Genomic DNA, 24,110 nt, shown 5'->3' on the forward strand with positions numbered 1-24,110 from the left:
CAGCGGTCAGCGGGTTGCTTTCGCTTCTTTCTTCGCCGTGGGCGCCTCTTGCCGCACCGCCAGTAGGGCGCTCGGCGTCCGCAGGTAGATCGTTCCGTCCACCAGCGCCGGGGTCGCCATCAGTCGTTCGCCGTGGTCGATGGTGGCGAGATGCTTGTATTCGTCTCCAGCGGCGACCACATGAACCTCTCCCTCTTCGCTGGCGAGATAGATCTTGCCGTCGGCGCCCACCGGCGAGGCGCTGTAGGTGCCGCCGACACGCTCCCGCCAGAGGCGCTTGCCGGTCGCCGGGTCGTAGGCAGAGAGGATTCCTTCATCGGTGCAGCCGTAGAGGCGCCCGCGATAGAGCAGCGGCGAAGGCACGTAGGGGCCGCCGCGCTCGCTCAGGAACGCGTGCTCGCTGCGGTCGGTGTCCTCAGCCAGCGACACGTCGCCGCGGGCGCTGGTGCGAATGGCGCGAATCGGCTGGCCGCGCGGATAGCCGCCGGCGATGTAAACGAATTCTTCGGAGATCACCGGCACCGGCACCATCACCTGCAGGTCGATGGCGAAACGCCACAGTTCCTCGCCGGTCTTCGGCCGATAGCCCCGCACATAGCCTGGAGACGAAGTCACCAGAACGTCTTCGCCGTCGTGGCGGTAGATCGCCGGGGTGCTCCAGGAGGGTTTCTCATTGCGCTCGTTGCGCCACAGCTCTTTGCCCGAGGCGGCCTCGAAAGCCGCCAGATAGGAATTCCGGTGGCGGTCCACCTGGACGAACACCACGCCCTGCCATAGACGGGGCGAGCTGGCGTGGCCCCACTGAGAGCTGGCGTCCGAGGCCATGCCCTGGTCGAGCAGCCCCAAGTCCTTGCGCCACAGCTCTTTGCCGCCGAGGTCGTGGGCTACCAGCGTCGACGCGCCGAGAATCGAAACGATGCGCTGATCATCGACGGCGGAGGTGGCGTTGGCGTGGCTCGATGCCGGATGGTGCTCCAGGCGCTTGGCTTCTTCGACCACGGCGCGTTCCCAGAGAACCTTCCCGCTGGCCCGGTCGACGGCGACCAGCACCCATCGAAGGGTCTCCTTCTTCCCCTCGACCTCTTCAAAAAAGGAGACAAAGAGGCGCTGGCCCTGGACCACCGGACTCGAGAAGCCGGTGCCCCGCAGGTCGACTTTCCACTGCACATTGCGGCCGGACTCGTGATCCCAGGACTCGGGATACGAATCTCCGTCCGCCACGCCGGATCCGTTCGGGCCGCGGAAGGACGGCCAATCGGCGGCCAATGCCGGCGCGGCCACCAAGGCGAGAAGGCACAGGCAGCAGATGGCTGACGGGAGGATGCGCGGTCGTTTCATTTCGGCTCCTAGGTGGTCTCGAGTGAATTTCTCAGCGGCGTTGCCGGCGTTGATTCTACTACGCACGTCGTAGGGGGTTTCTTCGGTCGGCCAGGGAGCATTATCCTTGCGGTCTGGGTTGCCCATGGCGGGTGGCCCACCGACTGGTCTGGAGAGTTCATGTCTCGATCTTTCGCCGTCTTCCGTTCCCTCTTCGCGCTGATGGTGTGTTCAGCGCTGCTGCCGCTGGCTGCCCAGGACATGTCGTTTGAGGAGTACGAACCGAAGTCCACCCTGGTGGTGCCGGAAAATTCCGTCGAGCGGGCGCGCTATCCGTTCATCGATGTCCACAGCCATCACAACGCCGGCCGCATGAGCGCAAGGGATGTCGAGGTTCTGGTGGCGGAGATGGATCGGCTGAATATGGGCGCCATGGTCAACCTGAGCGGCGGCACCGGCGAACGATTGATCGCCACCGTCGAGCGCATGAAAAAGGCGTTTCCGAACCGCTTCGTGATTTTCGCCACGGTGGACTTCGAGGGTATGGGGGAGCCCGGCTTCGGCCGCCGAGCGGCGGCCCGCCTGCAGGCGGACTACGACGCCGGGGCGCGCGGCCTGAAGATCTTCAAAAACCTCGGCCTGACCCTCGAAGACGTAAACGGCGAGCGGGTGCCGACGGACGATCCACGCCTCGACCCGGTCTGGCGAAAGTGCGCCGAGTTGGGCATTCCGGTGCTGATCCACACCGGCGAGCCGGCCTCCTTCTTCGAACCCCACGACCGCTTCAACGAGCGCTGGCTGGAGCTCAAGCAACGGCCCAACCGGGCGCGGCCGCCGGAGCGCTTCCCGCCCTGGGAACAGGTGATGGCGGAGCAGTGGAACCTCTTTCGCAAGCATCCGGAGACCACCTTCATCGCCGCCCACCTCGCCTGGCTCGGCGGCGATTTGGCGCGCCTCGGCCGGCTGTTGGACGAACGGCCCAACGTCTACACCGAGATCGGCGCGGTGCTGGCGGAGCTGGGTCGCCAACCGCGCTTCGCCCGCCGGTTCTTGGAGCGCTACCAGGACCGCGTGCTGTTCGGCAAAGATTCCTGGCGGCCGGAGGAGTATCCGGTCTACTTCCGCACCCTGGAGACGGCGGACGAGTACTTCGACTACTATCGCCGCCGCCACGCCTTCTGGCAGCTCTACGGCCTGGACCTGCCGGACGAAGTGCTGCGCAAGCTGTACTACGAGAACGCGTTGCGCATCCTGCCGGGGCTGGATCGCAGTCTCTATCCGGAGTGGGCGGAGCCGGAGCCGTAGGGCCTTTTCCAGCAGGGCCTTGAACAGCGGGTATCATCGACGGGTTCGCCCGGCCCGGGCGGTGCCGTTCCCGACTCCGATGTCCTCCCACCAAGCCCAACTCGAAGACGTCCTGCGCCACACCTGGGGCTACGACTCGTTCCGGCCGCTCCAGCAGGAGGCGATGGAGGCGGTGCTCGCCGGCCGCGATTCCCTCGTCGTGCTGCCCACCGGCGGTGGCAAGTCGCTGTGCTTCCAGGCGCCGGCCCTAGTCGAAGACAGCGGGTTGGCGCTGGTGGTTTCGCCGCTCATCTCACTGATGAAAGATCAAGTCGACGCTCTCGCCGCCAACGGCGTGGCGGCCGCCTTCCTCAACTCCAGCCAGCTGCCGGAGGAGCGCCGACAGGTGCAGGACGGCTTGCGCCGGGGCGAGTACCGGTTGCTCTATGTCTCGCCGGAGCGGTTGGTGATGGACGGCTTCCAGAGTTTTCTCGCAGACTGCCGGGTGTCCTACCTGGCGGTGGACGAAGCCCACTGCATCAGCCAGTGGGGGCATGATTTTCGCCCGCCCTATCGCGAGCTGGGTCGGCTGCGGGAACGCTTTCCGGACCTCGCCGTCCACGCCTACACGGCGACCGCCACCCGCCAGGTACAACGCGACATCGTCGAGCAGCTTGGACTTCTCGAGCCGGAGGTCCTGGTCGGCTCCTTCGACCGGCCGAACCTCATCTACCGCGCTCGCCGCAAGAACCAGCTCGACCGCCAGTTGCGCGATGTCCTGGCCCGCCACGCCGGGGAGGCGGGCATCATCTACTGCATCTCCCGCCGTGAAGTGGAGGAGATCGCCGACAAGCTCCGCGGCTGGGGAGCCAAAGCCCAGGCCTACCATGCGGGCCTCGACGCCGAGGCCCGCCACGCCTGCCAGGACGCCTTTCTCGAAGAGCGCATCGACACGGTGGTGGCGACCGTTGCCTTCGGTATGGGAATCGACCGCTCAAACGTCCGCTACGTGGTCCACGTCGGCTCGCCGCGCTCGCCGGAGCACTACCAACAGGAGGCCGGCCGGGCCGGCCGTGACGGGCTGGAGGCGGAGTGCCTTCTGCTCTATTCGCCGGGGGATTTCGCCACCTGGCGGCGGCTGCTGGAGGCGGACGGCGAACTGAGCGAGGGCGCCCGGCAGCTCCTGTCGGCGATGCGCCAGTACGCCGGCGCCACCGGCTGCCGCCATCGGGTGCTGACGGAGTATTTCGGCCAGGCCTACGAACCCGACGACTGCGGCGCCTGCGACTGGTGTTTGGGCGAGCTGGAGACGGTAGACGAGCCGGTGGTGCTGGCCCAGAAGATCCTCTCCTGCGTCGCCCGCCTGGGGCAGCGCTGGGGCGCCGGGCAGGTGATCGACGTGCTGCGCGGCCGTGAAACGGACAAGGTGCGGGCGCAGGGTCACGCCCAAGTCTCCACCTTTGGACTGCTCGAGGATGCTTCGATTTCCGATCTGCGCGGCTTTGTCGGCCAGCTCCGGGATCAGGGTTTTCTGCGGTCGGTCGGGGACCGTTACCCGATACTCCAACTGACCGAGGAAGGGGTAGCGCTCTTGAAGGGCGGTGCGCCGCCGGAAGACATCGCTCTCTTCCGCCAGCCGGCACCGCGCTCCCGCCCGCGCCGCCGCGCCCGGGACGACGAGAACTGGGAAGGAGTGGATCGCGGCCTCTTCGAGCGCCTGCGGGAGTTGCGCCTGGAGATCGCCCGCGAGCGCGAAGTGCCGCCCTACGTCATCTTCCACGACAGCGTGCTGCGCGAACTGGCCCGCATCCGGCCTTCCCGGCCGGAGAGCCTGCTGCGCGTGCGGGGCGTAGGGGACCGCAAGGCGGAGGATCTCGGGCCGCGCTTCCTGCCGGTGATCGAAGAGTTCTCGGCGGAGCGGGGACTGGAGCGGGATGTGGGGTTGCTATTGTCGCGCATGGTCTGATTTGCGCTGGACCGCTGACTCGTTGGGACGCCCGGAGGGAGGGGGCGAGGGACCGGGCGCGGCTCTTTTGACTTTCCAGAACCGGCCGCGCCCTGCGCGCTGCGAGCGCAAACCATCCACGCCTCCCCAGACCCCGACGAGCGCTCGCAGCGAGTTCCCTCGCCCCCTCCCTTCGGCCTCTCCGGACCTCTTCCTCGCGCCCTCAAGCAGCGCTCATCACAGCAGCCCTCTGCTGGGGCGAGGGCCTCACCGGGCGACTTTCACAAGTCCCCCCTTCGATTCCGCCCACGTCGCTCATCACAGCAGGCTTTCGCCCAGGGAAGGGTCGAATGTGGAGCTGGTTTGGAGGAGAGGATGGTAGAGGGTCGTCGTGGGGGCGGTCGCCGGGGAGCTCGGCACGAGCGCTTGGAGGGTGATTGGGAGTTGTGAACGGTTTGCGCTCGTGCCGCGCAGAGGGTGGCCTGGAGTGCAAAGTTTGAGAAGCCACCCTCGGTCCCCGGCGACCGCCCCCACGACGACCCGTCGAAGCGCACAAAAGCAAGAGCCACCACAGTCCCGCGACCGCCCCCACGACGACCCGGCGAAGCGAAAACAGATCCAGAGTGCCGCTGACCCAGAGAGCGGTTAGAATCCATCCGTCAGCCCTTCTGGCTGTCATCCCCAACGAGATCTTCATCCATGATTCGGCCTACTACTTCGATTCGCTTCATCGCCCTCGCCCTGATCGGTGGAGCGGTGAGTCTGGGCGGGTGCGTGACAGAGGATCCACCGCCCATTCCGCCACGCAGCAATATCCTCCTGGTCACCGTCGACACCCTACGGGCCGACCATCTCTCCGCCTACGGCTACCCGCGCGAAACCTCGCCGGTGATCGACCGGCTGGCGGCGGAAGGAGTGCGTTTCGATCAACCGGCGGTGCAGTGGCCGAAAACCGGGCCGTCCATGGCCTCGATGTTCACCGCCACCTACCCGAAGGACAACGGCATCGTGCGGCGCATCGGACAACCGCTGCCGTGCCGCTTCGAGATGCTGGCGGAAACCCTGCAGCGGGCCGGGTACCAGACCCATGCGGTGGTCGCCAACGCCGCCTTGGCGAGCGACTTCTACTTTGACCAGGGCTTCGACACCTACATCGAAACCTGGAAGCTCGATCCGCCCGAGGACGGCAGCGACCCCAACCGCGCCGAGGCGGTGACGCAACTCGCCCTCGGTCTGCTCGACCGCATCGAGAGCGAGAAGAATGAAGACGGCCAGACCAAGCCGTACTTCCTGTGGGTCCACTACCTCGACCCCCACGCTCCTTACGTGCCGCCGGGAGAGTGGCGCGACGGCTTCCAGGACGACGAGTACTTCGATCCCACCGAGCGCATCACCATCGCCGACAAGCCGCGCCAACAGATGACCGGTATCGGCCGCGACCAGGTGCTCGACGGCCGCGACGAACTGGCCTTCTACCGCGCCCGCTATGACGCCGAGATCTTCTACACGGATTTTCAGATCGGCCGCCTGCTCGAAGAGGTCGACGTGCGGGGCCTGCGCGAGCGCACCATGACCGTCTTCACCTCGGACCACGGGGAATCCCTGGGCGAGCACCGCTACTACTTCGATCACGGTCGTTTCGGTTTCCAGACCTGCGTGCGGGTGCCCTTCATCGTTCACTATCCGGGAGTGCTCGCACCGCGGGTGGACGAAGCGCCGGCGGAACTGCTGCACCTGACGCCGACCCTCCTCGAGGCGGCGGGGGTGGAACTGGAAGAGGGGCAGCGCTGGCGCCAGGGCCGGAGCCTGACGCCTCGCCTGCTGGGCGAAACGCCGGAGGCGCCCACCCTGGCCTACTCCGAAGCCGGCTGGGAAACCAAGAACAAGTGGCAGAAGATCGTGCGCGACGAGCGCTTCAAGCTGGTCTTCGCCCAAACCCGCCCGGAGCAGCGCTGGATCGGCGGAGAAGGGGTGCGCTTCACCCTCTTCGACCTGCGGGAAGACCCCGAAGAGACGCGCAACGTGGCCGAGGAATACCCGGAAGATCTCGAACGCCTGCAGCGCCTGCTCTCCGCCTGGAACGGCGCCGACCGATTCGATCCGCTGCTCGACGAAGTGGGCGGCGCCTGCGGCGACGAGCGAAGTATGGGTGGGGAAACCGAGTCGCTTTTGAAGTCCTTGGGGTATCTGTAGCAGGCGTGAACGGATTCGAGTAGTTGGCATTTCGCGACTGAGCCTGAAAGGCTGGGCGCCCCCGGCGACTAGCTGCCGGGATGGGGGTGAGCCGAAAAGCTTGATTTTCGGGCGAGGGGGGCGTCCAGCCCCTCCTAGGATCAATAGCCAAAAAATCCGCGAAGCGGAGTTCAGCGGTCTGTTAGCTTGTAGCCCAGGCCGTGGATGGTGACCAGCCAGCGGGGATCCGCCGGGGTGTCTTCAATCTTCTTGCGCAGCTTGGCGATGTGGGTGTCGACGGTGCGGGTATAGGGGATCGCGTCGTAGCCCCACACGCCGTCGAGGAGTTGATCGCGACTCACCACCTCGCCGCGGTGGGCGGCGAAGTATTCGAGCAGCCGGAACTCACGCGGTGAGAGGGATAGCGGGTGCCCGCCCTTGGTCGCCTCGTGGCGGCGGAAGTCCACCGTCACCTCGCCGATGTGGATGACCTGCTCCTCGTCGCCGCCGCGATGTCCCTGCGCTCGGCGTAGCACCGCCTCGGCGCGGGCGAACAGTTCCATGAAGCTGAAAGGTTTGGTGATGTAGTCGTCGGCACCGAGCTTCAGTCCCAGAATCTTGTCGATCTCCTGACCGCGGGCCGTCAGCATGATGATCGGCACCGCATTGCCCTCACCGCGCAGGTCCCGGCAGACGTCCAGGCCGGTCTTCTTGGGCAGCATCACGTCCAGAATGATCAGCTCCGGCGAGCCTTCTTGGGCGGCGGACAGACCCGCTTCGCCGTCGCGGGCGACGGTCACGTCATAGCCCTCGTACTCGAAGCCGTCCTTCAAGGCAACGGCCATCGCCTCGTCGTCTTCGACGATCAGCACCCGGTGGCTCACGGCTTCTCCTCGTCAACGGTTTCCCCGGTTGGCTCCAGCGGAAAATGTAGCGAGAAAGTACTGCCGCGGCCGAGATCGGACTTGACGTCCACCCGCCCGCCGTGGGCCTCGACGATGTGCTGCACGATCGACAGGCCGAGGCCGGCGCCGCGCACATCGTGCACCAGGCCGGTGCCCACCCGGTGGAAGCGGTCGAAGATGTGCTTCTGCTCCTCGCGCGAAATGCCGATGCCGTGATCCCGCACCGAGACCACCGCCTCGCCGGTTTCCGGGTCGCCGCGGCGCTCGATCGTCACCTGGATCTCCTGGCCGCCGTTCGAGTACTTGACGGCGTTGTCGATCAAATTGCACACCGCCTGCACCAGGGCGCCGGGATCGGCGTTCAGCAGCAGCGGCTCGTCGGCTTCAGGTCGTTCCAGATACACCCGGAAGCCCTTCTGCCGTAGCCGCACCTCGAAGGTCTTGAGGGCGCCGGCCACCAGCTCTTCGAGATCGCAGAGTTCCCGGTGGTACACCTTGCCACCGGACTCGATGCGCGAAAAGTCGAGAATGTTGTCGATCAACTGCGTCAGCCGCCGGCTCTCCGTCTCGATGTACTCGCCGTACTCGCGGACCTTCGCCGCATCCGTCACCCGGTCGAGGCGCATGAACTCGCCAAAGACTCGGATCGACGACAGGGGAGTACGCAGCTCGTGGGAGACGTTCGAGACAAAGTCGCTCTTCATCTCCGACAGATGCATTTCCCGCGAGGCGGTGCGCAGCGCCAGGCCGATGCCGCCCAGGAGTACCAAGGCCAGGACAGCGGAGAGGGTCAAGTTGAACAAGAAGTTGGCCCGCGCCCACTGCTCCGGAGTGGAAGTTGGGCTGTGGATCGACACCTTCCAATCGTCGAAGGGTTTGGGCAGCCGTCGGATCGTCCGCTCGCGATTCCCGGAGTCCTCGTCCTCCGGTCCGATCATCCGCTCGCCGCGCTGATTCCAGACCGTCGCCACCAGATCCGGCTGCTTGCCGAGGACCTCCTCGAAGGCCGAAGGCAGCACGTTGTCCCGATAGTGGTCGGGATCGAGCGTCATCCCCGCCAGCCCCACCAGCCGCGATTCATCGTCCACAAGAGGCCGGATCATCAGCCGCATCTCGGGATCGTCCCGGAAGCCCTCGGGCTCGGGTTTCTCGACCCTCCGCTCCATCCGGCCGCGCACGATCCAGGGCACGGCGGCGGCGTAGAACGCCTGGATGCGAGGCGACTCCGCTGCTTTCACCATCGACTTTGTTTCGAAGTCGTAGAGGGAAATCTTGGCGGGGTCCCCAAAGGAGACGACGAAGTAGGTGCGGGAGCCCGAAAGCTCGTTGGACACTTTGGTGAAGTGCTTGGCGAGCTTGCCCTCGTACTCGGGTTTCAGCGCCGTGGCGGACACGGAAAGAGACCATTCCGCCTCCTTCCAGGTGCCGTAGCCGACGTTCTTCGCGATGGCGTCCAGGTAGGTACCGAGACTCGCTTCCCGAGCTACCCGCGAACTCTCCTCCAACTCCGTCAACCAGCGGTACTGCAGGCCCAGGAGGATCAGCAAGGGAACCAGCGCCGCGAGGAATCCCAACAGCAGAGCACGGCGCCGGGCTCGCGCGCGGCGCTTGGGGAATCCTTCCGGTGGGCGGGATCGCACCTTCGTCATGGCGGCAATATAGCCCACCCGCCAAGGCGAAAAGACCCGGTTTTACAGATTGTTGACATCTCTCACAAGCTTTTACGGCGCCTCCAGGACATTCACACGGCGGCTCTCTAGCCTTTGACTCGTGGCGGAGCGCTACCGCCCGAATCACAAAGAGCAACACCGGATAGGAGGATCCACGAATGAAGCTTTCCACCTGGCTCGTCGCCCTGACCGCCCTCGCCGCCATCACCGCCAGCGTCTACGGCGGCGACTACAAGAAGTGCGATGCCAGCACCGAAGAGTGCCTCACGGCGATGGCCGAGAAGATCCGCTCCAAGGGTTGGCTGGGGATCGAGACCGAGAAGAACGCCGACGGCCGCTACGCCGTCACCGCCGTCACCGCCGACAGCCCGGCCGCCGAAGCCGGATTCCGTGCCGGCGACGTGCTCTTCGCCCTGAATGGCGTCGAACTGAGCTCTGAGAACAAAAAGAAGCTCGCCAAGGTCAAGAAGAGCCTCGGCCCCGGCGCCAAGGCCGACTACGTGGTGCTGCGCGGCGAGTCCAAGACTAAGCTCGTCGCCGAACTCGCCCCGGTGCCGGACACCGTGATGGCGCAGTGGATCGGCCAGCACATGCTCGACCAGCACGCCTACGTCACCGTCGCAGCGCGGTGAGCAATCAGCTCAGACTTCAAGATCCTTGAGGGGCCTCATACCTTTGAGGAAGCAGCGTGAAAAAGGGCGATCGGCTGAGGCGCCGGTCGCCCTTCTTTTTGCGAGCAGGCCTGAGGAAGGAGCGGTTACAGACTTCTCTTGCGGCCGCGGAGGCCTCGTCGGCTGCCCTTGGGCTTGCCGCCTCCGGCATTGCCCTTGTAGCCTCCGCCGCCTCCACCCCCACCGAAGCCTCCACCGCCACCGCCGAAATCGGCGAAGTCGCCGGCCTGCGGACGAAAGTCCTGGCGCGGCGGGCGCGGACCGGAGGGCGGACGTCGCGGACGGTCCTGGGCCTCGTTGATATTCAAATTGCGGCCGGCCAGCTCCGTGCCGTTGTACTGCTCGATCGCCTGAGCGGCCTCTTCGGGGGAGGAGAATTCAACAAACGCGAAGCCGCGGGGACGACCCGTGGCGCGGTCCGTTGGCAGGTACACATCCACGACCTCGCCGGCTCCCGCGAGGTAAGTGCTGAGCTCGTCCTTGGTGGTTTGAAAGTTCAGGTTGCCGACGAAGACTTTGGAGGAAATGGTTGTTCTCCTTGCAGATTCAGCCAATCGGTACCGCGGGCGCCCGGAGAGCGCTCAGGGCTGCTCTTTTCCAACCATGCCGCCGGATGCGATCCATGGCGAAGAGCGCCAAGGAGTGTAGCAGGGGGTCAGGACCCAAACAAGCGAGAATGGGGCGTGACCTCAGAATGTCAAGGGATGCGTGAAGATCGAAGAGTCGTTACGGAGCAGGCAAGAGGGGAGCGGAGAGGTCGGAATTGAGCTGCCCAAACTGGTCGGCCAAAAGACTGAACTCATCGTTCTGCGCGCCATCGGCGAGGAGCGTTTCGATGCGCCCCAGCGATGCTTCAACGGAAGGGTTTAAGGCCCGCACATCGCGAGGCGAAGATTTCGGCCGACGGCGCCAATGGCGGTCTAGTTCCTCCGTCGCACCAAAGACGGCGGCAATGCGGCCGGTCTCGGTCCAAAGTCCCCACTCGAGTACCTCCTCCGAGAGTCCTTTGCGGAGGGTGGATTCCAGGGCTTCAGTTTCCTCGGCTAGGCTGCCGTCGAGAGTTGTCGGCCTCAAGGCTTGTCGCAGTTGCCCTTGCGCAATCTCCAGCTTTTCCTTATCGCCCAGAAGTCGCGCCGCTGTGATCCGAGCGAGGAGCACGCCGGCCTTGAAGTCGACGGAAGTGTCAACGTGAGAAGGGTCTCCACTGCGTGGCTGGCTCAAGCTTGACACACCCAGGCTGATGGCTGCGCCTCGGTAGTCCGCGAGCCAGGCGAGCCGCTCCTCCGCGCTGCGGGGAGCCTTGGGAATCAAGAAAATCAGGGCCAGAATAGCCGCGATGGCACCAAGAGTCAGCGCCGCCCGGCGCTTGGGGAAAGCGAGGGGTGGCTTCACAACGGCCGGGTCGACAGAATCCGGCAACGGATCCGGGGCGACGGTTTGCTGTGGCTCTAGAAGGACCTCGTCGTCCTCCTCCGAGGCGTCTAGGAAAGCGTATCCATCAACCACCGCGTCTCGGCATTCTGGGCATCTCGCGATGTGACCGGTCACCTGAGTCCGGCGATCTCCGGAGAGCCGACCCTCGACGAAGGCGGCGAGATCCGCAGGCTTTGGGCAATGCTGTATAGGCATATTCATCTTTTCGCCCGCCATGGAACTAGACGGACTTCCTGCGACGGATTTGGCGAAGCCGGTGCGAGAAATCCATTGCCATGCGGTTTCCTAGCCACGTTGCGGACCCTCGTCGTCATCTGGATCTTCGTCGTCTCCGAGGTCCAGAAAGAAGTCCGGCCATTCTAAGAGTTCCCGAATCTCGTCCCAAGAAAGCCCACTCTTTTCGAGATGCTTGCGCAGGGCCTGCAGATGCCGATCCCGCAGGCGGTAGAGATCGCCTCGCTCCGGCGGGCCGATTGAACGTTTGATCTGGGAAATCCTCACACCTTGCAACAGAAGCTCGAAGACCGCTTGGACGTACTTGTCTTGTGAATCCAGGTAGCCGCGAACTTGGCCTCGAAGATCGTTCGTTCGAGCTTCGAGCTTGCGGTGTAGGGTCTCGTCCGGTGGCGAGGTTGGATCCGGAGCGTCACCTTCCGGTACGAACTTTCGTGGAAGCCGCGCGGGCAGTTGAGCGGCAATCGCGTCCAGGTCGATCGTTCGCGCCCACGGTTCCTGCCGGACGAGAGCCTTGGCCTCGTCGAGAGAAAAGCCCGCCCGAAGGTACTGCTCGAGCAGGGTCCCCGCCGGACCTGACCGGTGTGCGATGGCCGAAGGCCGATTCAAGCGACCGTGGTTCTTCCGCAGCTCGTCAAAGATGATCCTGCGAGCGATCTGAAGGATGAAGCTCTTGAGGCTGCTCTCGCCGCGGTAGCTCGCCAGCCGGCGGTAGTCGTCCTCAATGAGTTTCAGGTGAACTTCCTGAACCAGGTCATCGCCCTCGGCCTCGAAGAAGCCTGCGCGACGGACCACCCACCGGATGGCCCGGTCGAGCTCCTCGAAGTTCTCCTCGTACAGACGCTTCCCGCGCAAATCCCCTCCGCCTCCCAAGTTGTCGCAGTCAGGGATCGCGTGCCGACGGAGCGCCGAGATTGGCCGTGAGAAATCCTCGTCCGTCGTCCGTCCTGCGAGACAAGTGATACCAGCGACCCTGCAAGGACTCATGGTCAATGACTGCCAGGAAACAGTATCGGTCTCTATACTTTCATAGATGCTCACGCCGCTCGACCTCCAGGACCGTGGGTTATCCAGAAGGTCCCAGAAGGCCTAGAGCTCTGCACGATTTGGCCGAGATTTCTCAGCCGACGTCAACAACTGGAATCGTTGAGCCTAGGTCCGTCTTCTAATTTGGTCGTTGACCGTGAGGCGACTCTCGGCCGGTTCTGATCGAGCGAGCCGAAGAGGAATCAGTCAAGGGGGTTCGGCGGTACAGCGAACAGCGCAATGAGCCGTGATTCCAAAGCTTCCGATCGAGAGTCTCGAGCAACGGAGACTCGAACGGCTCCTGAGGTTTCGTGCCTCAGCGATGAAACCCTTGCAACCTTGGCCGAAGGGCACCTAGATTCCGAACGGGCCGGCGAGGCCCTGCGCCACATCAGTCTTTGTGACCGATGTAGCATCATCTTCAACCGCGTAATCCTGGAACTCGATCCAGAGAGCCGGTATGAAGATGAGGACCTCAGGCTGGTCGTTCGGCTGATTCGTCGATGCCTACGATAGCCACTTTCTGACCTCCTTGGCCGAAACCCCTTCGTGTTCAAGCCTGCGCCGCACATCTCGAAGGAGCCGCTCGATCCGCCGGTAGAGTGGTTTCTGCTCCAGCTCTAGGCGGCGAGCGATCCTCGCAACGGTCAGCCCCTCTCGGTAGCGCAGTCGAAGGATCTCTCGATCTTCGTCCGACAGAGTGTTCCAAGCCATCTGCAAGGCGGCCGTCAGAGACCTGGGAAGAGCGCCGGCGCTCCAGTTTTTCTCGGCCGGAGTTGAATCGGTGAGGCGGGCCAGAGTTTCTTCGCCCTCGAATCGCCTCGGCTGGCGGAACGGGATCCGACGCGCCATCTCATCGATCGTCGCCTCCGTGACTCCGGGGTAGTCCGCGCGAATCCACTCGGAGGCCTCGGCCAGGGTGAACTCGTCGCGGGTCAAAAGTCGCTCCAAATCGATCGCCATCGGCCCCATCTCGCTAGCTGTCGCGGAGGGACGCCATTTCCCCCAGCAGTGAATCCGAAAATCGAGAAAGAGACGGTGAATGACGGTCGTCAAGTAGGTCTTCAACGAACTCCGCTTCCGGTACCGCCTCAGAATGCGAAAGTCGTTGTCTATTAGTTTGAGCAGTGCGTAGGACCGAAACTCGTCGGCATCCATGCCGATTTGGCGGCATCGAAAACACCTCAGTCGAATAACCTGCTCGATCAGTTCGTATGAGCTGTTGAAGAATTCGCGTGAATTTTGCGTCTCCATTTTATCTCCTCTCAAGGTCAGCGGTGTCATCTGCCCGGCAGACGATGGGATCCCGAGAGGAAAACTGGTGAACTGCCGAAACCGAACAGCTCGACTGGAATTCGAAGTAGGGACTCTGGTACGTTTTCTGCCTAAGTTGCCGCTAGATCAAGATGATGCTGAGTTCTTCTCAGTCCAAAGGAAGTCGGACCCTGGAACACTGAAGTCGTAGGGGGATTGACGATGTCGACCTGGGATGGTGAACCCACGTCTCTGGTACTGCTAGCCCGATACCAGCATGGCGACGAGGCGGCAAGAGAGGAACTGCTCGCCCGGTACCTACCGAAACTCCGCAGGTTTGCGCACGGCCGGCTGAACGGCCATGCTCGGGATGCCCAGGACACCCAGGATCTTGTGCAGGAAGCGCTGCTCAAGTCGTTCCCGAAGCTTGAAGATTTCGATGCCTCGAATGGGGTGACGTTCTTTCCCTATCTCACTCGGACGATTTGCCACTTGGCGCGCGACTGGAATCGCCGGGAACGCCGACGATCGGTTCTCGAGGAGATCCTTCCAGTTCGGGAACCCTCTCCCCTCGACCTATTGATCCAGGAAGATGGTTTCGAGCGGCTTTGCGAAGAGTTGGATATGTTGGAGCCGCGGCAATCCGAAGCCATCGTGGCGAGAGATCTTCTCGATTTCTCGTGGCGGGAAGTGGCTCAACATCTGGAATTTGGCACAGAGGATGCTGCGCGCATGGCGGTCAAGCGAGCCAAGAAAGCGCTAGTCAAGCGTCTGGAGGACGATGCCTAACGGCAGTCTCCCGAGGCATCTTCCAAGGGGTCGCAGTGCCACGTAGCAAGGCGGCCCTCGACTTGCTCCATCGCCTTCGGCAGATCTGCGCCGAGTCAGAGGAAGACGAGAGTCGGACTCGGCGACTGGATGAAGAGTTGCTTCTACCTACCGGATCTCTCGTCGACGGGCAGTGGGGTCGATTTCAGATCAAGGAACTGCTCGGTCGGGGAGGCTTTGGGGAGGTCTACCGCGCCTACGATCCGAAACTGGATCGAGAGGTCGCTCTCAAACTTGCCCACCCTCAGGTATCGGGTGATGCCGCTCATTCTCTACGAGAGGGTCGTCACTTGGCGAAGATCCGCCATCCCAACGTGGTCACCGTCTACGATGTGGGAGATCACGAGGGTCGGGTAGGCATTGGAATGGAACTCGTGAAGGGCGAAACTCTGGAGGAATCCCTGCGAAGGCGGGGACCCTTCGAAGAGTCGGAAGTTGTCGAGATCGGAATCGCCCTTTGTCGAGCGCTGGCCGGAGTACATCAGCAAGGCATCCTGCACCGAGACATCAAGGCTCAGAACGTCATTCGCCAAGTGGACGGCCGCATCGTCCTCGTGGACTTCGGAGTCGGACTCGATCAAAGCCGGCCAGAACCCGGGCACGACGGCGTAGCGGGAACCCAGCACTATATCGCCCCAGAGGTACTCGCCGGCGAACCGAGTAGCCCGGCGTCGGATCTTCATTCGCTGGGGGTGTTGCTGTTTCGTTTGACAACTGGTGGATTTCCTGGCCGGACAGAGTTCGCCTCTCCAGCCCAATCAAGGCCGCCTCACGGTGCTTCGACAAGCGTCAGACTTGCCAATCTACTTCAGAATCTAATAGCGCCGAAGCCAGTCCGCTATCGATCTGCAGAGGAGGCCAAGGAGGCACTAGAGAACCTCGGCCGGGAGGGTGCTCCGCTTTGGAAGCGGCTGGCAATCGCATCGATCATTCTGGCCGTGCTGACGGTTAGTGTTCGCCTGCTTTTGCCGTTTGCCATTCCAGGATACTTCGTGTCAAAGGACGTTCGGATCGCTGTCGCACCTGTCCTTGAGGGAGGTGACCAGGGTCTACGCGATCGACTAGAAGAAGAATTCAAGGAAAGTTCGGGGGTTGAACTCGTGGGCTGGAATGAAGCGGAGGAGTTTAGAAAGAACGTCTGTTCTGAGTGCGGATCTTGGGATCTGGAACTTGCGAGTCTTTGGGCTCGGTATGATGGGGCGGTCGGTGTTGTCATAGTGGACGAGTACGGCGCAAGGTTGTTCCCCGTGAATCGAGCCGGACGTGTCGGCCCCCTGTCGGCTTTTGTTTCGCTCGCACCCAATCTGGCATCCTTCGAGCGTCGGCCCTGGGCGCAGAGCGCGGCCATACGGCTGCGCCGATCGGGAATGCATTTGGGACGCCAGAAGCATCGGTTCAGGCGACTGTCTGTTTCGCCTGTTCACAACCGGCAGGCCCTAGCGGCTTTCATGAACGGTATACAGATGGACAATCCGCGCGAGGCAGCAACCTGGTTCGCAAAGGCCAGGATGCACGACCCTAGTTTTCTTTCCGCCTACTACCGCGCGGCCGAATCGCTCGACAGCGGCTCATATTTCGGAGAGGGCGCTGGACTCGGTCTCGCTGGCGCGGTTCGGGTGGATGCCTCGATCAAGAGGTTCCTAGAGTCAGGCGAACCTCTTCCCTGTGACGCATTTCTAGTGCGCTTCCGTGCTTCACCCGCCATGGGTCTCTCGGAGTTTGAGATCTGGACTCTCGTAGTCGCTGCTCGTCAGAGGCTCTGCTATGACGCGGCACTCCAGCTCCTCGGCGCTGCAAGTTCGGATTGGCGTTCAGCGATTGAAGCCTATCGGCAGATAGCCCTAATCTTGGAGAGGAAAGGTCCATCCTTTCTTCCCCTGGCCTATGAGGAGGCCCTGCGTATCTTGGAAGGGGATCATGATCCCATCAATATCGGGTTCCTCGCATTTCTTGAAGCCTTGATGGGGAGAGGTGACGAGGCGCTGAGGCGACTCGCCGAGAACACAGACGATCACATCGACTACTGGTTCTGGCCGGAAGGCCTTGCTCATGTGGCGAACGGTGATTTCGCCAAGGCCGAAAGGGCGTTCAGGAAGCTAGAAGCCAGCAAATGTTGTGAATTCGCGGCTCTCTTCAGAGTTCAACTCGCTCGCAAGCGTGGCAACCTCGACCGCGCTAGGAATCTCCTGGAGGAGTTCCTGGGCTCGAGTGCAGTTTCGGCCAGGCCTTCGTCTACGCAGGCAGAGGCCTGGTTGATGCTTGCAGAGCTTCACAGAGTCGATGGACTGGAGGACGGCATCGCGATGGCCCTGTCCAATCTCGAGAACCTAGATCCGAGTCCCGCCAATCTAAGGTACTTCAGATCCGCTGCGGTGCTTGCGCTTCGCTCTGGCCTAGGGTCCGCTGACTTCTTCGTCCAGCAGGTGCGCGAGATTCACCTCAAGGCTCCTTCAAATGTGTCAGTTGCCCTTCTGGCCCAGGTCAATGCCGAACTGCTGCTTGTCGAGCCAATGGCTGATTTCTCCTCGCATTCCATGATTCTTGGAGAACTTGTCTGGTTTGATGAGAGCCTGGTTGGGACCAAGATTCGGGTGTTGGAACGCCAGGGGCTTTCGAGCGAGGCCCTGAATCTTCAACGCACTCTCCACAGTGAGTGGGCAATCATGGCCTTTAATCGACTTTCAGTGTAACTCCCGTCTTCAAACCCTCCACGGAAATCCACATGCTAGGTTCTGGGAATCCTGTGGGCAGTGCTCGTCTAAGACACCGTGAACTTACGATCAACTAATGATTGGAGGAGCAATGGGAGACTATTGGGGAGTATTGGGTCGAGCCTGTGCACTTGGAGACTCATTTGCGAATGCTCTTCATGACAAGAGTGGTAGTCAGGATGAGTTCTATAAATTTCTTGTTGAGAAGAGATGTTTTCGCCTTTCGCGTTGGGAGAGGGAATCCCTGAGATTTGCTGTTCGCAAGCTTAAGCAGGAAGGTCACCTGGGGAGTTTTGAAAAGATCCGAGTGGCTTGGGGGGATTCGGCTATTCAAAGTCAGGATTGCTGGCCGATCAATGCGCCTGAGATCCGAGAAGCCCTCTCTTTCTTCGGTATGCTATGTATCGACAGAGATTACGCCATTCTCGCCCATGAGACAGCGAATGATCAGCGCCCTCCGGATGCTGGGCAAACCTACTTCAAGAATTTTGTGGAGACTGGGACCGTTAGGTTTTTCCCGGGCGTTTACTTGGCTCAGCTGAGAGACGCGATCAGGCAAGATACTGTACTGAACGAATTGCTGGATATCGAGAACAACGGGTGGAAGATTCCAGGAGCCAAGCCTTGCGCTGGAGGGTTTGTCCAAAATAATGATTTTCAATTCAAGGATGCTGATTCGATAGTGATTCTGTCGGAGTTGTTGAGGGCTGATAACCAAAAGCTAAGAAATGATCTTGGAGTCGTAGGTGATCTTGGCGCTCAGGTTGATCGTGTGCAGGGTTTATATCTTCGAGAAAGCAATGCCCTGAACTCAATTGAGGATCTTTCACTCCTGGGTAGATTCGAGGATTTTGTTTCCTCGATTCAAAATAATTCCTAGCGAGAATCGGGCGCCTGCCTCCGCCAGGCGCCCAACTGGACTCCTCAAGTTGATTCCTGGTTGGGAGCACGGTGAGCACTCAAACTCATGCGCCCCGCCGTGCTTCGGAGGGCTCAGGCGACCGCGCTAATAGGAGTCCGGATTCCTCCTGGTATCCGGGCTGTATACAGAACCTGTCGAGTCCTTTTGCTGGGCTTCAGCGAAGGGCGGGTTCCGCCGCCATTGAGGCCTCCTCGGGCCCGCCAACCTCCACCGCCAGCTCCCCGCCCTCCATCCTCACCACCAACTCCGCCCCATCCCGCACTTCGCCTGCAATCAGCGCCCGCCCGATGCGCGTCTCTAGCTCCCGCTGGAGGTAGCGCTTCAGGGGCCGGGCGCCGTAGACCGGGTCGTAGCCGCGTCGGGCGACGTGGGCGCGGGCAGCATCGGTCATGGATAGGGTGATGTTGCGGTCCGCCAAGCGCTTTCTGAGATCGTTCAAGAGCAGGTCGACGATTTGTTCGATCTCTTCGAGGGTGAGGGTCTTGAAGAGGACGGTGTCGTCGATGCGGTTCAAGAACTCCGGGCGGAAGTGGGCGCGGAGTTCGTCCATCACCGCTCGGCGGGCGCCTTCGGTGATCTCGCCGTCGGGGCCGAGACCTTCGAGGAGGTGCGGCGAGCCGATGTTGGAGGTCATGATGATGACGGTGTTCTTGAAGTCGACGGTGCGGCCCTGGGAGTCGGTGACCCGGCCGTCGTCGAGGATCTGGAGCAGTACGTTGAACACGTCGCCGTGGGCCTTTTCGATTTCGTCGAACAGGATGACGGCGTAGGGCTTGCGGCGCACCGCTTCGGTGAGCTGGCCACCCTCTTCGTAGCCGACGTAGCCCGGCGGGGCGCCGATCAGCCGCGAGACGGCGTGCTTTTCCATGTACTCGCTCATGTCGATGCGGACGACGTTGTCCTCGCTATCGAAGAGCGCCTCGGCCAGGGTTTTGGCGAGCTCGGTTTTGCCGACGCCGGTGGGGCCGAGGAACAAGAAGGAGCCGATGGGCCGGCGCGGGTCTTTGATGCCCGCCCGGGCGCGGATCACCGCGTCGGCCACGCGATCGACCGCTTCGTCCTGGCCGATGACCCGCCGGTGGAGGATCTGGTCCAGCCGCAGGAGCTTTTCGCGCTCGCCTTCGACCAGGCGCTGTACCGGCACACCGGTCCATTTGGAAACGATCTCCGCCACTTCGTCGTCGGTGACTTCTTCGCGTAGGAGCTGGCTGCCGGTGTCCTGCTTGGCGTTCAACGCCGTTTCGCGCTTGTCGAGCTGGGCGAGGAGTTCCGGTAGGCGGCCGTGCTGTAGTTCGGCGGCCTTCTGAAGGTCGTAGTCGCGCTCGGCCTGTTCGATCTCTCGGCGCACCTTCTCGATTTCTTCGCGCAGACCGCGTACGCCTTCGATGGAGGACTTTTCAGCCTCCCACTGGGCGCGCATGGAGTCCGCCTGGTTTTTAAGGTCGGCCAGGTCTTTACGCAGGGCTTCGAGGCGCTCTTTGCTGGCGCGGTCTTTCTCCTTCTTCAAGGCCGCTTCTTCGATTTCGAGCTGCATCACCCGGCGGGTGACGGCGTCCAGCTCCGCCGGCATGGAGTCGATCTCGGTGCGGATCATGGCGCTCGCTTCGTCGATCAGGTCGATGGCCTTGTCCGGCAGGAAGCGGTCGCTGATATAGCGGTCCGAGAGGGTGGCGGCGGCGACCAGGGCGTTGTCCTGGATGGCGACGCCGTGGTGCACTTCGAAGCGCTCTTTCAAGCCGCGCAGGATGGAGACGGTGTCTTCCACCGTCGGCTGGTCGACCACGATCGGCTGAAAGCGGCGCTCGAGGGCGGCGTCCTTTTCAATGTATTTGCGGTATTCGTCGAGAGTAGTGGCGCCGAGGCAGTGCAGCTCGCCGCGGGCCAGCATCGGCTTCAGGAGGTTGCCGGCGTCGGTGGAGCCTTCGGTGCGGCCGGCGCCGACGATGTTGTGCAGCTCGTCGATGAACAGCAGGATGCGGCCCTCGGACTCCTTGACTTCGTTGAGCACCGCTTTCAGGCGCTCTTCGAACTCGCCGCGGTATTTCGCGCCGGCCAAGAGGGCACCCATATCGAGGGAGAAGACGGAGCGGTCTTTCATCCACTCGGGCACGTCGCCGCGCACGATGCGCTGGGCGAGGCCTTCGACGATCGCGGTCTTGCCCACTCCCGGTTCGCCGATCAGCACCGGGTTGTTCTTGGTCTTGCGGGACAGGATGCGGATCGCCCGGCGGATCTCCGCGTCGCGGCCGATCACCGGGTCCATTTTGCCGCGGCGGGCCTGGGTCACCAGGTCCACGCCGTACTTTTCGAGCGCCTCGTAGGAGGACTCCGGGCTGTTGCTGGTCACCCGCTGGGAGCCGCGCACGGCGGTGAGGGCGGCGAGGAAGGCGTCGCGGGTGACGCCCGCCTCGGCCAGGGCCTGGCCCGCTTCGCCCCGCTTGCCGGCCTCGATCAGCGCCAGCAGCAGGTGCTCCACGGAGACGTACTCGTCCTTTAGGCGCTCAGCCTCGTCCTCGGCGCGCACAAACACTTTCTGCAAGCCCTCGGTCAGGTAGATCTTGCCCGCCTCGGCGCCCGGTCCGGAGACCGACGGCCGTTTGCTGAGGGCCGACTCCAGGCGGCCGGCGAGGTCCTCGACGGACACCTCCATGCGACTCATCAGCCTTGGCACCAGCCCTTCCGGCTGTTCGAGGAGGGCGAGGAGGAGATGGGCGTTGTCCACCTGCTGGTGGCCGTGGCGCACCGCAAGGGTCTGCGCCCCTTGGAGCGCCTCCTGGGATTTCAGAGTCAGTTTGTTGATGTCCATCGTCTCGTCATTCCTCTCTATGAATGCAGGCTCCGTCCGCGTCCGCTAGGCCCGGGGACGGAAGCTCGATCTTTTTTTCAGCTTCTCGAAGAGCTGTTGTTCGTCGTCGGTCATTTCGTCCGGCGAAGGGACGACCACGGTGATCTCGGCGAAGAGATCGCCGGCGCCGCCGCTTTTGAGCGGAAAGCCCTTGCCGGACAGCCGGATCTTGCGGCCCGACGACGATCCCTGGGGGATCTTGATGCGCAGCCGGCCATTCAGAGTCTCGACCTCTGCCTCGCCGCCGAGAGCTGCTTCCCAGGGGGTGACCGGCAGCGAGATGTGCAGGTCCGAGCCCTTGAGTTGGAAGCGCGGGTGGGGCAGCACATTGATCTTCAAGAGCAAATCGCCCGCCGGGCCGCCGCCGACCCCCGGCTCTCCCTTGCCGGCGAGGCGCACCTTCTGGCCCGGCCGCACGCCTTTGGGGATGTTGACGGAGAGCTTTTGCCGCTCGCCGGTTTCGGGGCTGCGCAGGGTGAGTTCCCGCGAACCGCCCTTCGCCAGCTCGTCGAGGGTGAGGGTCAGCTCCGCCTGGACGTTGGCGCCGCGGCCAGGGCGCTGCCCTTGGCGCCGCACCCGCCCGCCGGAACCGAAGAGGGATTCAAAAAAGGAGCTGAAATCGCCCGCCTGGCCCGGTCCGGCTCCCGCTCCGGCGCCGCCGAAGCCAAAGCCCTCGCCGCCGAGGTCGAAGAGGATGTCTTCCCAGCCCGGCGGTGGGTTGCCGGTGGCACCCTGGCCGGTCTGCTTCCAAGCCTGGCCAAAACGGTCGTAGCGCTGGCGCTTGGAGTCGTCCTTGAGGACTTCATAGGCCTCGCCGATCTCCTTGAACTTGGCCTCGGCCGCCACATCTTTGTTGATGTCCGGATGGTATTTCCGGGCCAGCTTGCGGTACGCCTTCTGGATCTCGTCCGCCGAAGCGCTCCGTTCGACCCCCAGGGTTCCGTAGTAATCCTTGAATTCCACCCTCGTCTCCTCTGCATCGCATGGGAAGCGCGCGGCAGTCCCTCTAAATTGAGTGCTTGGCGCTTAGTTGAGTCAATCTGACTCACATTGTAGAACGATCTCCGCTCCAGTGCTATTCCCAAAGCCCTGATTTTCCTTGCGCCTACGAAAAAGGCGCGGAGAACCGCGCCTTGCTGAGAACTGCTGAAAGACCTTTTGCCTGCTAGCTATGGAGCCTCGATATCGAAATGCTCATAGTTCTTGGCGATGAACGCATTCCATTTCTCCGGCACTTCTTCTTCCGGAAAAATCGCCTCGACGGGGCAGGCGTCGACGCAGAGACCGCAGTCAATGCACTCTTCGGGGTGGATGTAGAGCATCTCGAAGTCGTCGTCCTTGCCGTAGATGCAGTCCACCGGGCAGACATCCACGCAGGCAACATCCTTCACCCCAACGCACGGTTCCGCGATGATATGAGTCATATTGAAAAGGCCCTCCTTTTGGCCGCTGATTCCTTCCCGGTCGATGTCGAATGCAACGCGCGCGCGCTTCCACCGGCCGACCGCCCCATGTCACCCGCGCATTATACAGAGAAGGCACAACGGGCAATGCCTCGTATGTACCTGTGCTCTTTCGGTTTGCACTCGCCGAATCGGCCGTCCGGATCACGCCTCCGGGGCGACGGCGCGGTCGAAGGCTTCGACGGTACGTTCGATCTCCTCCGGGCCGTGGGCGAGGGACAGGAAGAGAGTTTCGTAGGGCGATGGCGGCAGGTGGATTCCGTCGGCGAGCAGGCGGTGGAAAACCCGCTGGAAGCGGTCGCGATCCGAGGCGTCGACGTCGGCGATGGACTCCACCGGCCCTTCCGCGAAGAAGAGGCCGAGCATCGAACCCTGGCGCTGGACCCGCAAGGGAACGCCGTGGCGCCGGGCGGATTCCCGCAGGCCACTGGCGAGAGCGCCGCCGGCGGCTTCGAGGATCTCGTAGGCGTCCGTTCCGGCGAGGGTGGAGAGGGCCGCCCGGCCGGCGGCGACGGCCAAGGGGTTACCGGAGAGGGTGCCGGCCTGGTAAATCGGCCCGGCCGGCGCCACCTGGCTCATCAGGTCACGCCGACCGCCGTAGGCGCCAATCGGCAGGCCGCCGCCGATCACTTTGCCGAAGGTGGTGAGGTCCGGGGTGACGCCGAGAATTTCCTGGGCTCCTCCCCAGGCCACCCGGAAGCCGGTCATCACCTCGTCGAACACCAGCACCGCCCCGCGCTCGTCGCACAGCCGCCGCAGGCCTTCGAGGAATCCTTCTCGCGGCGGCACCAGGCCCATGTTGCCGGCGATCGGCTCAACGAAGACGGCGGCGATGTCGTCGTGGGCCTCGAACAGCATCGCCACCGCCGACAGGTCGTTGAAGGGGGCGAGGAGGGTGTCTTCGACCACCGCCGCCGGCACTCCCGGCGACGACGGCACTCCGAGGGTGGCGGCGCCGGAGCCGGCGGCGATCAAAAAGGCGTCGCCGTGGCCGTGGTAGCAGCCTTCGAATTTGACGAACTTCGAGCGGCCGGTGGCGCCCCGGGCCACCCGCAGGGCGGACATGGTGGCCTCGGTGCCGGAGTTGACCAGGCGCACCATTTCAAGGGACGGCACCGCCGCGATCATCTGCTCCGCCAGCTCGATTTCGGCGATGGTGGGGGCGCCGAAGGCGGTGCCTCGGCGGAGTGCGTCGTGCACCGCTTGGGCGATGGGCTCGGCTCCGTGGCCGAGGATGTGCGGTCCGTAGCCGCCGATGAAGTCGAGATAGCGGCGCCCATCCTCGGCTTGGAGGTAGCAGCCCTCGGCGGCGCGCACGAAGACCGGCTCGCCGCCGACGCCGCGGAAGGCCCGAACCGGGGAGTTGACGCCACCGGGCATCACCCGCTCGGCGCGTTTCAGAAGAGAGGTCTCAGGGCTCATTCGGTCC

Annotated in this window: 18 protein-coding genes; 7 read left to right on the plus strand and 11 right to left on the minus strand. The window is 63.2% G+C overall.

The features are described 5' to 3' along the window. Positions 1-6: 6 nt before the first annotated feature. Positions 7-1,338, minus strand: a complete 1,332-nt coding sequence (locus AAF481_07565) for a PQQ-binding-like beta-propeller repeat protein (GenBank protein MEM7481018.1) — start codon at positions 1,336-1,338, stop codon at positions 7-9. A 159-nt stretch (positions 1,339-1,497) separates the two neighbouring features. On the opposite strand from AAF481_07565, the gene AAF481_07570 reads away from it, so the two are divergent. The 3 genes from AAF481_07570 to AAF481_07580 all read left to right on the plus strand — a co-directional run bounded on the left by AAF481_07570 (position 1,498) and on the right by AAF481_07580 (position 6,739). After that, a complete protein-coding gene (locus AAF481_07570; GenBank protein ID MEM7481019.1) occupies positions 1,498-2,622 on the plus strand; it encodes an amidohydrolase family protein in 1,125 nt (374 codons plus the stop codon). 79 nt (positions 2,623-2,701) lie between these two features. Beyond that, on the plus strand, positions 2,702-4,567 hold the full coding sequence (recQ, locus tag AAF481_07575; GenBank protein ID MEM7481020.1) for a DNA helicase RecQ: 1,866 nt from the start codon (positions 2,702-2,704) through the stop codon (positions 4,565-4,567). A 678-nt stretch (positions 4,568-5,245) separates the two neighbouring features. Next, positions 5,246-6,739 (plus strand): sulfatase, encoded by a 1,494-nt coding sequence (locus AAF481_07580; GenBank protein ID MEM7481021.1) that lies wholly within the window; start codon positions 5,246-5,248, stop codon positions 6,737-6,739. 170 nt (positions 6,740-6,909) lie between these two features. On the opposite strand, the gene AAF481_07585 is transcribed toward AAF481_07580, so the two are convergent. After that, positions 6,910-7,602: a response regulator transcription factor gene (locus tag AAF481_07585; protein MEM7481022.1), complete on the minus strand. Its 693-nt coding sequence runs from the start codon at positions 7,600-7,602 to the stop codon at positions 6,910-6,912. Further along, complete coding sequence (locus AAF481_07590; protein ID MEM7481023.1) at positions 7,599-9,272, minus strand: HAMP domain-containing sensor histidine kinase; 1,674 nt, start codon at positions 9,270-9,272, stop codon at positions 7,599-7,601. The genes AAF481_07585 and AAF481_07590 overlap by 4 nt, the downstream gene beginning before the upstream one ends. Positions 9,273-9,451: 179 nt before the next feature. Between AAF481_07590 and AAF481_07595 the strand changes: the two genes are divergently transcribed. Further along, entirely contained in the window at positions 9,452-9,925 is a 474-nt protein-coding gene (locus tag AAF481_07595; protein MEM7481024.1) for a PDZ domain-containing protein, read from the plus strand. Between the two features lie 125 nt (positions 9,926-10,050). Here AAF481_07595 and AAF481_07600 read toward each other — a convergent pair whose 3' ends face one another. From AAF481_07600 to AAF481_07615, 4 genes are all read right to left on the minus strand, one after another. After that, on the minus strand, positions 10,051-10,518 hold the full coding sequence (locus AAF481_07600) for an RNA-binding protein (GenBank protein ID MEM7481025.1): 468 nt from the start codon (positions 10,516-10,518) through the stop codon (positions 10,051-10,053). A gap of 172 nt (positions 10,519-10,690) precedes the next feature. After that, entirely contained in the window at positions 10,691-11,470 is a 780-nt protein-coding gene (locus AAF481_07605; protein MEM7481026.1) for a hypothetical protein, read from the minus strand. Between the two features lie 213 nt (positions 11,471-11,683). Further along, entirely contained in the window at positions 11,684-12,487 is an 804-nt protein-coding gene (locus AAF481_07610) for a sigma factor (protein MEM7481027.1), read from the minus strand. A gap of 678 nt (positions 12,488-13,165) precedes the next feature. Next, positions 13,166-13,942, minus strand: coding sequence for a sigma-70 family RNA polymerase sigma factor (locus tag AAF481_07615; GenBank protein MEM7481028.1), 777 nt, complete (start codon positions 13,940-13,942; stop codon positions 13,166-13,168). 192 nt (positions 13,943-14,134) lie between these two features. On the opposite strand from AAF481_07615, the gene AAF481_07620 reads away from it, so the two are divergent. The 3 genes from AAF481_07620 (at position 14,135) to AAF481_07630 (ending at position 18,331) form a co-directional block, all read left to right on the plus strand. Continuing rightward, positions 14,135-14,701 carry a sigma-70 family RNA polymerase sigma factor gene (locus tag AAF481_07620; protein MEM7481029.1) on the plus strand — a complete coding sequence of 189 codons (567 nt, stop codon included), beginning with the start codon at positions 14,135-14,137 and terminating at the stop codon, positions 14,699-14,701. A 137-nt stretch (positions 14,702-14,838) separates the two neighbouring features. Further along, a complete protein-coding gene (locus AAF481_07625) occupies positions 14,839-17,430 on the plus strand; it encodes a protein kinase (GenBank protein ID MEM7481030.1) in 2,592 nt (863 codons plus the stop codon). A gap of 112 nt (positions 17,431-17,542) precedes the next feature. After that, positions 17,543-18,331, plus strand: a complete 789-nt coding sequence (locus tag AAF481_07630) for a hypothetical protein (protein ID MEM7481031.1) — start codon at positions 17,543-17,545, stop codon at positions 18,329-18,331. Between the two features lie 196 nt (positions 18,332-18,527). On the opposite strand, the gene clpB is transcribed toward AAF481_07630, so the two are convergent. From clpB to hemL, 4 genes are all read right to left on the minus strand, one after another. Then, positions 18,528-21,179, minus strand: coding sequence for an ATP-dependent chaperone ClpB (gene clpB, locus AAF481_07635; protein ID MEM7481032.1), 2,652 nt, complete (start codon positions 21,177-21,179; stop codon positions 18,528-18,530). A gap of 45 nt (positions 21,180-21,224) precedes the next feature. Then, a complete protein-coding gene (locus AAF481_07640) occupies positions 21,225-22,181 on the minus strand; it encodes a J domain-containing protein (protein ID MEM7481033.1) in 957 nt (318 codons plus the stop codon). Positions 22,182-22,387: 206 nt separating this feature from the next. Beyond that, positions 22,388-22,642 carry a ferredoxin family protein gene (locus AAF481_07645; protein ID MEM7481034.1) on the minus strand — a complete coding sequence of 85 codons (255 nt, stop codon included), beginning with the start codon at positions 22,640-22,642 and terminating at the stop codon, positions 22,388-22,390. 183 nt (positions 22,643-22,825) lie between these two features. Then, positions 22,826-24,103, minus strand: a complete 1,278-nt coding sequence (gene hemL, locus AAF481_07650) for a glutamate-1-semialdehyde 2,1-aminomutase (protein ID MEM7481035.1) — start codon at positions 24,101-24,103, stop codon at positions 22,826-22,828. Between the last annotated feature and the right edge of the window lie 7 nt (positions 24,104-24,110).

The sequence above is a fragment of the Acidobacteriota bacterium genome (genome assembly GCA_039030395.1).
In the GTDB taxonomy this organism is placed as follows: Bacteria; Acidobacteriota; Thermoanaerobaculia; order Multivoradales; family JBCCEF01; genus JBCCEF01.